This is a genomic window from Pseudobutyrivibrio sp. AR14 (genome assembly GCF_900101325.1).
GTDB lineage: Bacteria > Bacillota > Clostridia > Lachnospirales > Lachnospiraceae > Pseudobutyrivibrio.
In genome coordinates this window covers 17820-31773 of the sequence record NZ_FMUY01000022.1, presented here as the reverse complement: position 1 = coordinate 31773, position 13954 = coordinate 17820, and the positions used below count along the sequence as shown (strand labels likewise).

The following is a 13954-nucleotide window of genomic DNA, read 5'->3' as shown; positions in this document are numbered from 1 at the left end:
TCATATAGGTAGCCATTGAAAAAATCCGCAAATATCTGCGGATTCCTCATGTACTTCTTAGTCTGCACATCCTTACTTCCCATTGATATTTCTCTTTCTGTATAACTTATAGAATGATTATAGCATAGGAAGCCAGAACATACAATCGTTTTCTGTTCGATTTTTTGTTTGTTTTATCTTCTATTCCTTTATCGCTTTTCCGTAGCCTACGCCTCTTCCCCTAAATCAACTCCCCACTAAAATGCTGTATCTCGTGCTGTATAATCTGGGCTGTGAATCCTGTGTACTTGCCATGCTGTGGCCTAAAGTTCTGGTCCAGGTAATCCACCTCGATTTCCTTGTATCTCACACATGGACGGACTCCATCTAGCGATAGGCAGCTCTCTTCCGTCTCATACTTCCCACTCTTTGCAGTAATCACAGGATTAACCATGGGAAATATAAATGGACCGGCAGCTACAACAATAATCTGCTTCTTCACTCCAATCATGTTAGCAGCCATGCCAACGCATCTATCCAAATTTGCTTTTAATGTATCCATCAAATCCACAATCACCTGAGCATCCGCCTCTGTGGCTGGCTCAGATTTTTGCTGTAGGAAAAGTGGATCTCTTACTATCTTTTTTACCATCTATAACCTCACTTAATAATTGGCCTCTTCTAATTTCTCTTCCCTCAGCCCCTTCAAAAACTCATCATACGGAACGTACTCCTCCGGATACACGCTCTGCTCCATATCATAAATCTCAGCAACATTAGCATTAAACTGCTCTTCACTCACAAGCTCATCTTCCCACTCATAAGTCAATATATATGGATAATTCTCATCGGCAATCAAATGCTCCCTGTCTGCCTCACTAAGATAGGCTAATCCAACACCAATTTCCCTAAACTCACCATCTTCCAACTTGGTAATAGTTAATGGGTAGTAATCCATATGCCCAGTATTTGTATAGACAAGCCCACTTCTTTCGATGTACTGTGAACCTAGTCGTGGAAAATTGTAGCTTACCACTTCACCATCGTAATAAGTTGCAATAATCTCTCCACCGGCCTCAAATCCCGTGTCTATAAATAACTCCGGTACATCATCGTCATCTAAATAAATCATTGTTACTTGTAATCCATGATTGCCCGTTTCATCTGGTGCTACATCCTCATTTGTGGTCAGATAATCATAATAAGCCTCCCGCCAAGATTCCTCTGTCTCAACGCCCTCGTCTTCTCTTTCTTCTGCCTCATCCACCTCTTCAGTGCTTTCCTCTACACTGACTTCTTCCGGCTCTATTGCTGCTTCTTCCTTAGACGCAGTTTTGCATCCAACCAGCATTGATACCATCAAAACAGTTACAATTACTCTCTTCTTCATTTCAAAATCTCCTTTTTCATAAACTCAACTCCCCAGCACTTAAATGCTGTATCTCATGCATATTTTACCATTCCTAGCAGCTCGCTCCACTCGCAGGTCTGCCCGAGCTCCAATCGAGTAGGAGGCGGTCTTTGACCGCCGACCTCTCACACCACCGTGCGTACCGTTCGGTACACGGCGGTTCAATCAACTTAACAAGTGACACTCTTTTCATTGTAGTAGTCTAACATTGAGACTAAACCGAATGAGGCAAGTCTTTTGTTATTAATTGCGAGAGAAACCGCAAGACTCTTACATACCTTAGCCACATGATGCCCTGCATATGCTGTACTGTAAGCTAGGCGTCTACTGACACCTAGCTTCATCAGATTCTTGGCTCTTTTACGTGGAGTTTTCCAATGTTTCCAAATGCACATACGAAGCCTGTACCTAATGTTTCTATCAAGTTTCTCGCAAATGTTCCTCATACTTCCTATCTTGAAGTAATTAATCCAACCTTTAATGAGTTGGTTTAATCTCTCCACTTTGTAGCTGTTACTAACGCCCCAACTACGACAGGTGATTGACCTCATCTTACTCTTGAAGCTTTCTACAGCTTTTGCATGTGGCATAGCCTTATATTGAAGTGTCTTGTCGTCTAAGAAAAATCCAAACCCGAGATATTTTATCCCTTGCGGTTTGTCGACTTTGCTCTTCGTTACATTGACCTTAAGGCTTAGTTTCTCCTCGATGAAACGTGAGATATTTCTCATGACTCTGTTAGCAGCCATTTCACTACCAACCATGATTATACAGTCGTCCGCATAGCGTACAAAGTTAAGCCCTCGCTTTTCCATCTCCTTATCCAGTTCATTGAGCATGATGTTCGCTAATAACGGCGATAGATTTCCTCCCTGAGGAGTTCCCACCACCGAATCTTCGAACTCATCATCAATCATAATTCCACTGACTAGGAACTTTCTAATAATGGAGATTACATCTCCATCTTTGATAGTCCTACCTATGATGGTCATAAGCTTGTCATGATTCACTGTGTCAAAGAATTTTTCCAAGTCAATGTCTACAATCCAATCATTGCCACTATTCATTATGTCTAGTGCGGTATAGATTGCTTGGTGTGCACTTCTGTTAGGTCTAAATCCATAACTATGGTCATGGAATTGCTCTTCAAAGATTGGTGTAAGCACCTGTGCAATGGCTTGCTGTACAAATCTGTCTGTTACTGTAGGTACTCCTAAGTTTCTGACACTTCCGTTTGGCTTAGGTATCTCCACTCTTAATACTGGCTGAGGTTTGTACTTTCTAGTCCTCAACTGTTCCTTGATGATTTCGCCGTTTAACTCAAGGTGCTCTTTGAGTTCTGTGTACTTCATTCCGTCCACTCCCTCTGCACCCTTGTTACGTACAACTTGCAGATACGCTCTGTTGAGATTATCGCTAGATAGAATCTGCTCCATTAGATTACTTGTGTCCATGTGTTCTTTCCTTTTCGCCTCGCTTGATTTGACCATCTTTATCCCGATTGGTTACGGCAGATGTTGTCATCTCTGCAAAACGAGACATACTCAAACTTATTGATTGTTCACCCCTTCGCTCCATCTCCATTACAGAGACTTCTTCACTACTATGGGTTCTGCTGACTTCTCACGGTTCGTTGTTACTAGGCTAATGAAACCTCCGTGAGACCTCCACGCTTAAGGTACGCACTCTTTCTCTCCATATATCCGCCACATTTACTCTGCTACTACAAAGGTGATAGTAATTAGACTTCGTTGTGTCTGGCCAACTTATCTCTCGTAGCATAGCCTTATATGTGATTTCTGTACGTCGGACCAGAGATTTGCCTACGGCTTCCTTCAGATTCCACCTCGCGATGGACACCCTTGCCGTTCAGCTATACACTTCCCACTATCTGGGCGTGTTTGGGACTTTCACCCTTTAGAGCGCGCCCATGGCGCGCAAACCAGACCACGGGCTAGCGCCCGCAAGGAAGGATTGTAATCGGCTTCGCCGATGGATTACTTCTTTCCAACGTATTTACGAATCTCTATTGTATATTCCTCATCCAAAAATGGACAGCATTCCTCTATGCTCATAAGTCTAGAACTCTTGGCTCTATTACACGCCTTGCACAGAGGAATGAGATTTCTAATATCATCTGTGCCACCATGATATTTAGGTATGAAGTGATCAATGGTTCGTTTATCTACCTCAACTGCTCTACCGCACTTGGCACAGATGCCATTTGTTTTGGCCCATATTAAATTCTTGAGATTCTCTTTACGTTTTCTTCTTTTCATGTGTTTATAAAAAGTGCTGCAGAGCACGCCCTGCAGCTAATATATAAGAGCGGGCAAGCTTCGCTTCAACCCGCGAATCGAGATTAGGCCTCCATCTCCTGGAGGGATTTTGAGGTATTGTACATAGGCAATTCCTCCTTTCCTAATGTCGATTCTATTATAATTGATATGAAAAATGGCAACAACTGGTTGTTTACATTATCTAATGTCTTCCACCAATGTGTTCAAGTAAGATAAAAAAAGAACGAGACAACAATAATATATAATCACAATCGCTAAATAGTAACTATTAACCGTTTGACTCGTTCGCTTGCATTTTAACAAGTATTTTAAAAATTGTAAAGGCAACTGGCAGAAAGGTTAAACGATGAACCACATAAAAAACTTATATTTATTAGAAATACAAAGGAACGATTGTTTTGTTACTGTCCAATAAAGGCTTAACGAATTATTTGAACAGAAATAGCGTACTCCAGGATATCAGATACTGCTGATACTCTCCCAGAATACGATTTCTTTAATTATTAATAGACTTGCTATAGAAATGTTCACAAAACCAACTGATTTATTGGACACCGTTATCCTTTAGTAAACGGTACCTATGGTTTATCGTTTACAATAATTATGAAGCTACACCTCTTCTTTTCGAGTCTCTGTTCATCAATAATATCACCGCCTATAGTCATGTAGACTTCGTGCGACCTTCAATTTTAACAACCTTATCTATAAATAATATCTACGTTCAGGGAACCACATACAGGACATTTACGTTCTTTTTGATTCATACTTGATATAAAATCGTAATCCTGAACAAGACAATCTCTACAATGCAAATATTCTTTTGACATTGTTGCTTTTTGTTTAGCTTCCATTTGCTTTTTTACAATATTTCGCACCGGATTTTCACCCAAGATAAAATCTGGAAGCATAAATAACGATGTTTTTTCTTTTAAAAATCCATCCTCAACTACAGTTTCCAAATAATTGTAGCCTTCATACAGAAATAAAACATACCTACGCTCTCTTTCATCACTCCACGAACTATCTTTGACAGATAATATCCAATATTGCAATATTTCCTGTAGAAAAAGGTGTTTTTCATCGTCGCTGATATCAAAAGCATCTATAACTTCAAATAGATATTTAAGCTCTTCTTTTGCTTCATCGATATCATATAGAACGTCAAAAGCAATAACTTGGGATATGGCAGGTAAGTCTTTTTTGTCTGGCAAATCATCATCACAACCATCCCTATTTACAAATGTTCGCATCATTAATGGACCTATCAAATCTACTATTCGATCGTTTTTATATCCATATAGGCACTCTCCATAGCCATCTTTCATGTTATTAGCATTAATAGACTTGCTAAAAGATGAAACATAATATGTTCTACAAGGTGTAAAATCTATATTTTTTGCCCATTCATAATCTATCCAACTCACATCTTCGAACAACTCTGGCACAACTTTTTGTTCGCGCTTATCATTAAGATTTTCTGTTTTTCCCATCCATATTTCTAGGTTGCCCACAGTGCTCTTAGCTACTTCTTTAGATATATATTTACAGATATAATCTTGATTATAGTTATTTCGTGACTTAAGAATAAAATTGCTTATTTGCGTCATTAAAACACCGCGTGTCGGTCGGATTGTTGGATTCTGATTATTCTTGCATAAAATGTCAGCCTCTAACTTTAGAATTTTCAATAAGTCTTCTCTATTAAATTGCCAAATCTTTTCTTTCTTACTGCCCCGCATATAACTAATATCATTGAGCATCGCAGAATATGCATATGCGATAGAATCAATTTCATCTTCAGAAGAACAGGCATTGTATATTTCTTCAACTACATCCAATAACTGCTCCGCAAATGATTTTGTTTTTTCAACCGTATATTTCTGATATGCAAAATGATATAGCTTTAACTCAAGTCGAAGACCATTCTCATATACTTCTATACTATACCCTGCTTCTTTCCCTTCTCCCACAATAGGATTCATCCAAGAGTATATTTTCTGCAGCCTGGTTGCCTCTGTAATCAAGTCATAAAGATAAACTTTTACCGCATTAATTTGAAACTGTGCTGCTCTTAAATAAATAAGATTAATTAATTCAACTTCATATTCAGAAAATCGAAACCTCCCTATTGATGAATATTGATTTAAATCATTATCACTTACAAGTGCTAAAAGAACTTCTCTTGTTTTATATGATGGGTTATCTTCAAATTTATCCAACATATCCCAAATACAATCCAGTTTATACTCTCTGGAGTTTGCTGGCCAGTCCCCCGGTTTATTTTCAGTAATAAATGCCACAATTTCTCCTTTTCTCAATAGTAGTTCTGATTCTTATACAAACAATTTCTCTATCTATAGCCGGCGATCTACTTCACATGATAATACTTACTAACAAATTTAGATAAATCCTGTGTTAAACTCTGATTCTCCTTAATTTTCATCAACGATTCGACTTCTTGTAATTTATTTCCTGAAAGTGAATTTTCAAAATCCACTGGTTCATCTTCTGGAAGGTTTTTCATTAATCTAAGTCTTTTATACAAGAAAGAATTGTAGAAATCAAAAACATATTTCACTTCCTTAGCATCACACCACTCTAATATGCCTTCAATATTAGCAATAGATAATTCAATGTTAGTAATTGCTAAAGAAAGCAGCCCTATTCGATTAGTACAACAGTACTGCTCACCTTCACTTTCAACAAAAGCAAGTAATTTTTCATCATACCATCCGCTTTTATTCATACCTGTGGTCGGTTTGCTGTCTTTATACCATTCTTTTTCCCCAGTTATAGCCCAGAAAAGGTCTTTTAAATCTTCTGCAAAGTTTCGATAATATTCATTAACAATCCCTGCCATTTTTCTTTTCATTCTTTTAGCATATATAACCTCAGAAAATAAATAGTATATACCGGCAGCTAATATAGATATCGCGATATTTTCAACTATTGATCTTATTCCAAGATGCAAAGAAATAGTGCATTTTTCACATAAACATATAGCTGCAAAAGCTAAAATTGTAATTATGCTCACCCACCAGTTCTTAATACTTTGCGATTTTGTTTTTTCAATATATTTTTCTATCATATTTCTCGTCCTTTATTGTTAGTATTAAATCATGAGTTATTCCCAAACAAAACCTCAATTAATCTATGGTTTTCTAAAGAAGAAATCATTTTTTATCTCTTCACAGGAAATATCAATACTATCTGCAAACAACATTCCTCTATCTATACCAAGGATTTTCATCTCTTGTAAAATCTTAACCTTATTCTCTGCTTGAATTGTGATTCTACCAATGATGCAATCATCATCTTTAGACATAGGCATGATTCTCGGATAAAAACAACCAGATGCATCTCCATTAGTTCCCGAGATTTCATTATGAAACAAAATATATCTTCCACGCTGTATTTGTTGTCTCTGAAGTATGTGGGATGCCCTCACAAAAATTGGCGTTTTGCAACACTCTTCTATCCACTTACCGCCTTCATTTGCATCCTTATGACAAATATCATTCGCATTCTTTTGCTCTAAAAAATATGGTTGCTGAATTACATCTAGATAAAACGAACTTAGAAAATGAAAAGAACCTTGTGTAAACCTATAAGAATCCGCAATCGCATTTACTATTGGATAATCCACAACATCATCTACAAAATTCTTAAATATAAATACTTCACCATCTTTATCTGGACTACCTTCACATGCAAAAAACAATGCAACTAAAGCATTCTCTGTAATATCCATTAATCTCGTTGGAATACCATAATGTTGTAGCAAACTTAATAATTCTAACGGCTCTAAATCCTTTGTAAACACATTTGGCATTCTATACTTTGCAGTCTCAATCATATTACGTTCAACAAAACCTAAATTCTCATGTTTCCCTTTGTATCTGCCTAATGATGGAATCAATTCATACGCAACATCAGACTGTCCTCTAAACAACAACTCTTTGGGTCTGAAAAATTTATCACTCCCATCCTGCTCATTTGCAACTGTTATTGCCTTAATAAAGTTTGACACGTCACTAACTGATACTGTATACATCATTGTCCCCCTCAATCAATCTATCGGTTTAGCATATACATCCTCAACATAAGTCCCAGGTGTAGCCTCATACATGACACCAGACTTAGGATTATATATTTTCTTCTTGCGTAAACGCTCATGTATAGGAGCCTGACTCCATTGCATTTTTATTACCTAATTATAATATTTCTATAATGGAGTCAGGCACTTTTAAGCTTATGACAATGCAAGTCAATTTTCAGTATTACTCCCTCTTATTAATTAACTTTTTCATCCAATAATATATATTCTATATAACACCCAACAATTCAAATCCGTAAATACGATAACAATAATAAAGAGTTCTTAGATTTGTTTTAATAATCATTTTCATCTGTAATGAGGTCAGGTACCTTAATTTCCATTTTCCATTAATAATTTCACCGAAATAATTATTCTTAAAATTTCTTTATAACTAATGTATACTTAATATAATATTGTACACAAAAGGAGAGACCTAATGGACTATTTTATTAACAACAGAGAACTAACTATGAGTGTTAACGCTGGCAAAAGCTTCATTATCGAACAGTTTAATACTCTTCCAACAGAAATAAAGGATAACCCTTTGTCTCATATTCATGAATTCAGTGTAACTCTAGATTCTCATATAAAGCTTTGGCTGCCCGGCCGAAAAACTAATATTAACAGAGGCATTATAGATTACAAATTTGAAAACGATAGAGAACCTGTTAGCCATGCCGATATCTGTCGATTAATTTATAAATATATTACCACTAACATAATAAACTACGATGAATGCTTGGCAATTCTCATAGAAGTTTACTATGAAGGATTGTATTACCATCCTGATGATAATGACTACAAAAACAATTTGAGAAAAATTCTATTCTGGGTATCACTGCAAGAAGATATTAATTATCCTTTGGATTATAATCCTGATGGTTCTATAAAACGCTTTGGCAGACTTTTAGCTTTTTGCAGATACGCCGAAGCACTTGCTGCAACTCGCACTCAAAATGTTTTACAAAGTATTGATGTTGTTTGTATTAGAGCAAACAATCATGGTAGACAAGTCCCTACGTTATGGGAGCTCGAAGATATTCCACAGTATTACGCTGAAGCTTATTCAAGACAACGTATCCACAATGGATAATAAACAAGCAGAGTATTTTCTGTCAAATAAAGCCCTGACCAATCGTCAGGGCCAGATAAGAAATGATTTCAAAACATTTCTCACTCCAAAATACGTTTTTTTAATTCTGCATACAACTCATTTGTTGGCTGCCATCCAGATCCACCATAATAATTAGTATTAAAGGTTCCACTCATACCACTTGCTTTACATAAATACCTTTCGAAAAACTCTTTTGAAAGATCCCCTTCCTCATATCCAATCTCATATAGTTCCCTAAACAATTTCATAAATGCATTATAACCTGTAGTTTTCACCAAAATTGCTTTCTTGTCCTTCCACTCAGGAGAAAAAATAGTAGAAATTGAACTAAAATAATTATATAAAACTTTATACAATGCATTTTCTTTGTGTTCTACATAGTATGGCCATAGAATATCTGCTTTAAAGTTACTCTTATCAATTAGCCCCAATTCATCTCTTTCACTAATATCCCGTACTTCATAAAAATAATTATCGTCATATACCATATCCAAAATTGCTTTTCCAAAAGTCTGTAAGCTTATTGTTGATTCACTGTTATCTACTATATCATTTTGAATATTAAATTTAATTTTCTTATATAAAGGCGATTTCACATCAGTTGCAAAAAAATTAGCCACTTTTACAACCATTGTTCTCGGAGTCCACACAGGATCATTGGCTTCAAGATACAAACTCAAAGAAGGATTAACTTTCGTTTGTGTAGTGTTAATCGTTGTAAAAATTCTAGACGTCTTTGCCTCATCTAAGCCAACAAAAATAGATATTGGCATTTCAAATGGTCTTCCTAATCCTTCAAGTCCTGACAGTCTATGCTGTCCGTCTATTAATTGAAATGCATTCTCATTATCTTCAATTATCAACTCATCATCTGACTCTTTAACTAAGTACTTCTTATTAAGGTTTAAAATAATAGATGCAGGAAAAGTTGCACCAGATGTTCTCACATATCTTTTTATTTGCTCAACTTTTCGCTTTATTAACTGTCGCTGCCCACCTATGTAAAATTCTTCATCATCTATATCCGTGTATTTATTCATATCCGCAATGTCAGCTTTAGCTAACTGTAATAAATCCTCTGCTTGCATTTTGCCGATATAAAAAAATCCGATAGGCTGCTCTATTCTAATTACTTTTATTCTCATATTAAATCACCTTACAATTTTATATTCTTATCACCAACAGTTTCCTCTGTCGTACTACGTGCAGAACTAGCCGCTTCCTGTCTTTTTTTCGCCTCTGCATCATAATTAAAAAGCAATACCAAAACTATAGATACTAAAACGCAGAGAATACTAATCCAAAAAGTCAGACAATAATTAAGATGTATATTAATTCCTTTATGCGGAAGTATTGTTAATAGCACATAAGATATAATGCCTAAAATTCCAATAGCCGCACCGATATCTCGCGGAATTTTATATTTATTAGTTTTTCTTCCTTGCCATGCTATACACACTGCTGTAATAATAATACTGGCTAATATATCATTACGATGTATTATTTGTTCACATGAGTCACCAATCAATCTCAGTGCAATAAAAGCAGCAATTATTGAAAGATAGCTTATAAATAGTTCTTTAATGGAAGGCCAAAGCCATGCTTGTAACCAATCAAAATTTATTTTTTTATTCTCCATGTTAAAAGTCCTTGATTAGTATAAAATTTATATAGTCACAATATATAATGCCAAAAAAGCACACCATTCTAGTTTTTTATATTGGCAAAACCATTACAACAATATTTATTATATCTCAAAGGCATTTATCCGTAAATACGATATTTGTTATATTGATTCATTAAAATACTGCAAAAAAAGATTACAGATTTCTCTGCAATCTTTTTACATACTCATAATGATTCTTTCACAATCTCTAAACCTTCAGCAATATTAAATTGAACTTCTATCTCTGGCTCCCCAGAAATAATCTCGTCCAAAACAGGTTCCATCTGCTTAATCAAATCTACAACAAGTGCATTTCCCATCATAAATCTACGCTTATTCAGTGGCATTGGCACTTGCTCCCCATCAATCAAGCAATCCTTGGTCCAATCAGATGGGAATCCTTGAATTCTCTCCATCTCAACTGGAGTAAGTAATCTAATCTTGCCAGTCATCTTGTCTCTTACGATATGTGTCGTTCTGCTAAATCCACCTTCAGAGGTAAGCATTGTTCTAGCTGGCTTATCGTACTCATCAATCATAGGAACAGGGCCTTCCGAAAATACGTATTCATGGCCATTGGCAGCTTTACGATTAATCTTTTTTGCGCCTTTAATATACTGCCATGTCTTTCGCTGTTCCGGTTCAAGCGGCATTTTTGTTTCATCGCTATGGTGAATATCTGGGCTTGTATAATAAAGCTTTGATTCTGATATGAAGAAACTCTTATCTACTTCACCATCTTCAAGGATATCTCCCAATGTGATTTGCTTACCATTGTACTTAGGAAATGTCTTGAGTGTATAAACGATGCCGTCTTTCATTACTCCAGAGTTTTCAAAATTGAAAGAAAATGAATCCGACAGTTCTCCAATTCCTTTTGGTAGTTCTGCCGATTTAATCTTTTTTCCATCTGTTACATCCACTGGAAAGCTCTTTGCAAAAAAGCCCTCTTCTTCAATTAGATGTACCATACTTTTGCGTTTCATTTCTTCGCCAAACATGTTGTTATACTTAACTGCATGTTTCGCGTTTGCTGCATAACTTGTTGTATTCTTATATGCAAAAATAAAAGTTCTTCGGCGACGCTGTTGAAAACCATATTCAGCAGCATTAATAACTCGCCATTCAACCGTATAATCAAGATCCCTAAAACAAGCTAAAATAATACCGAAATCTCTTCCGCGTTGCTTCGCTGGACTCTTTAACAATCTGTCTACATTTTCTAATAAAACAAACTTAGACTCCTTAGCCTCAAGCATATCTCTGATATCCCACCATAGAATACCTTTTTTTCCATCAAGACCTTTTGAAGTAGCTAGCGATGAAGCCACAGAATAGTCCTGACATGGGAATCCTCCAACAAGCAAACTATGATCTGGAACTGATGATTTATCAACTGTGTTTATATCATCATTTGTTGTATACTCACCGTTGTTATCAGGACAGTCCCCAAATCGATTTACATAGCAACTATGTGCCCACTGAGTCTTCTTGTCAGCTGGTTCCCACTGGCTAAACCATACTGTCTTCCATTTTTCATCTTTATTAGTATCTTCTAAAGTGTTTATATTATTTAAGCCACATCTAAAGCCGCCCACTCCAGCAAATAACTCACATACTGTTTTTTCCACTGTTCTCTCCCTTTAATACCCTGATCGAACAAATGTGTGAACGATCGTTTGTTTTTTCTAAAATAATAATAATCTATTTTGGACTATACTGCAAGATCATTTTTCTCTTAATAGAAAACTTTCCCGTTTTCTAAATTTTTTCGATAAGAACAGCTCTTTGCATATTCTAAATTTGGATGGACACATTTTCTTTGCCTAGAACATTCAAAATACCTACTGCAGCAATCAAGCTTATTAATTAATAGAACTGTTATATATCTCTTTAATATATTTATTATCCTCTAATAAATCCTTTAATTGCTTCAATATATAACTGTTATTAATCCAAAAACTTTGGGTAGTCATGTATTCACCATTTGGTAAGACATTTGCGTCTCGATCTACATTCCCATATGCTTCGCCATTGTTAAATCGATATGCAGCCTTTGTAGCATGAGGGCGAACGTGAATAATCTCTGTCTCACTTTTGTTTGGAAGATTATTTGAAAAACTTATCTTCCCCTTTGAATCAATATGCTTGGTAAACTCTACTCCGTATCGAATGATACGTCTGTACTGCTCCCACTCCTGGCGCACTACAACATCTAAATCATGGTACGGCATATTCCAAAGCATACATCCCTTCACGCGATAAACATCTCCATCTCTCTTCCATACAAAAAAGAATAGTCGTGTCTCATCAAAGTAATCATGTAAAGTAGACTCATCATATTCTTCATCCACCAAATCCATAAACTTAAATGGTGGGAAAGACATATTCTCAACAATCTTATTGTTCTCTTCTACGCGAATAGTCTTAACCTTAATATTGGCCTTTTCAAACTCATCAGCATGCTCATCCCTGATTCCAAGAATCTTACATGCTAAGTCATTCCACTGAGCCTTGTTATTGTTATACTCCCGTCCAAACTTCTCGCATAATTCCTTATCAGACTTACCAACATATTCGCCAACAATATCTGTAAGAATATCTTCGAAGGACTTCTCCTTCAAAGCAGAAGCATCTTTCAAAATAGAATTATCGCTTGAGCCACCAGCAATATAGTGATTTAGCACATATGTCATGTAAGAATTCTTAAAACAGAACGCTCGCTTTCTTGCTGGTGTCTTATCACCATAAAACTGAGGAACCGTGCTCTTTTCCGCATTAGCACCTTTTGTACAAGCACCAAGATACATGGTATCACCCTCAGAAAGTTCATGTGCCCGTCCCTGCTGAATCAGGTCTGTAATATAATTATAATCACGCTTTATAATTTCCAAATCTGCTTCAGGAGGAGTAAACATCTTCACATACTTAATCGGATATAAAAGATTGCTCTCCAGCATCTTATTTCTCCAATAATAGATTAATAAGATAAGGCGCATCTTCTCCCATGCATGAGACTTATAGAAATCAATTTCCACAGGGCCATCGTAATTAATCATAGTAAGAACCAGACGCTCTCCTGCACGCAATTCGCCCTTCTTGGTAACTTCATATGGTGTTGTTTTTAGCTCAACCCCAGCCTCAGGAAAATCCGCTTCCTGATTAGAATTGGCCTTATATCCAAAATATACTTCTTCAAGAAGATTACCTAATCCGCCTTTACGAAGTTTATTTGCATAAGCCTGAACAGCAGTCTGCTCTTCTATTCCTCTGGCTTTAATAACCTCTATAAAAGTATTGTTCTCTAGTTTTTTCGCATATTCTTCTATACTGTCTGGGCTAGCTGGATCGTAGCCAAGTTTATCACTAAACATAGAATACCCCT

General features: G+C 36.2%; 12 protein-coding genes. 1 reads left to right on the top strand and 11 read right to left on the bottom strand.

Features of this window, described 5'->3' with window-relative positions; translation table 11 throughout:
* Window positions 1–220: 220 nt before the first annotated feature.
* The 7 genes from BLP50_RS13545 to BLP50_RS13515 all read right to left on the bottom strand — a co-directional run bounded on the left by BLP50_RS13545 (window position 221) and on the right by BLP50_RS13515 (window position 7744).
* Window positions 221–631, bottom strand: coding sequence for a peptide deformylase (locus BLP50_RS13545; RefSeq protein WP_090155689.1), 411 nt, complete (start codon window positions 629–631; stop codon window positions 221–223).
* 12 nt (window positions 632–643) lie between these two features.
* Entirely contained in the window at window positions 644–1369 is a 726-nt protein-coding gene (locus BLP50_RS13540) for a hypothetical protein (RefSeq protein ID WP_090155687.1), read from the bottom strand.
* Window positions 1370–1560: 191 nt separating this feature from the next.
* Window positions 1561–2844 (bottom strand): group II intron reverse transcriptase/maturase, encoded by a 1284-nt coding sequence (gene ltrA / locus BLP50_RS13535; protein WP_176753787.1) that lies wholly within the window; start codon window positions 2842–2844, stop codon window positions 1561–1563.
* Window positions 2845–3387: 543 nt separating this feature from the next.
* Window positions 3388–3669 carry an HNH endonuclease gene (locus BLP50_RS13530; RefSeq protein ID WP_090155683.1) on the bottom strand — a complete coding sequence of 94 codons (282 nt, stop codon included), beginning with the start codon at window positions 3667–3669 and terminating at the stop codon, window positions 3388–3390.
* A 719-nt stretch (window positions 3670–4388) separates the two neighbouring features.
* Window positions 4389–5990, bottom strand: coding sequence for a hypothetical protein (locus tag BLP50_RS13525; RefSeq protein WP_090155681.1), 1602 nt, complete (start codon window positions 5988–5990; stop codon window positions 4389–4391).
* A gap of 68 nt (window positions 5991–6058) precedes the next feature.
* The gene (locus BLP50_RS13520) at window positions 6059–6778 is read right to left on the bottom strand and encodes a hypothetical protein (RefSeq protein WP_090155679.1); all 720 of its coding nucleotides are present in this window, start codon (window positions 6776–6778) and stop codon (window positions 6059–6061) included.
* 63 nt (window positions 6779–6841) lie between these two features.
* Window positions 6842–7744: an FRG domain-containing protein gene (locus BLP50_RS13515; protein ID WP_176753786.1), complete on the bottom strand. Its 903-nt coding sequence runs from the start codon at window positions 7742–7744 to the stop codon at window positions 6842–6844.
* Between the two features lie 481 nt (window positions 7745–8225).
* Here BLP50_RS13515 and BLP50_RS13510 point away from each other — a divergent pair, with 481 nt between their 5' ends.
* Window positions 8226–8882 carry a hypothetical protein gene (locus tag BLP50_RS13510; RefSeq protein ID WP_090155674.1) on the top strand — a complete coding sequence of 219 codons (657 nt, stop codon included), beginning with the start codon at window positions 8226–8228 and terminating at the stop codon, window positions 8880–8882.
* Between the two features lie 80 nt (window positions 8883–8962).
* Here BLP50_RS13510 and BLP50_RS13505 read toward each other — a convergent pair whose 3' ends face one another.
* The 4 genes from BLP50_RS13505 to BLP50_RS13490 form a co-directional block, all read right to left on the bottom strand.
* On the bottom strand, window positions 8963–10048 hold the full coding sequence (locus BLP50_RS13505) for a DGQHR domain-containing protein (protein WP_090155672.1): 1086 nt from the start codon (window positions 10046–10048) through the stop codon (window positions 8963–8965).
* A gap of 11 nt (window positions 10049–10059) precedes the next feature.
* Window positions 10060–10542, bottom strand: a complete 483-nt coding sequence (locus BLP50_RS13500; RefSeq protein WP_090155670.1) for a hypothetical protein — start codon at window positions 10540–10542, stop codon at window positions 10060–10062.
* A 212-nt stretch (window positions 10543–10754) separates the two neighbouring features.
* Window positions 10755–12200, bottom strand: coding sequence for a DNA (cytosine-5-)-methyltransferase (gene dcm / locus BLP50_RS13495; protein ID WP_090155668.1), 1446 nt, complete (start codon window positions 12198–12200; stop codon window positions 10755–10757).
* A 234-nt stretch (window positions 12201–12434) separates the two neighbouring features.
* Window positions 12435–13943, bottom strand: coding sequence for a Sau3AI family type II restriction endonuclease (locus tag BLP50_RS13490; protein ID WP_090155666.1), 1509 nt, complete (start codon window positions 13941–13943; stop codon window positions 12435–12437).
* Between the last annotated feature and the right edge of the window lie 11 nt (window positions 13944–13954).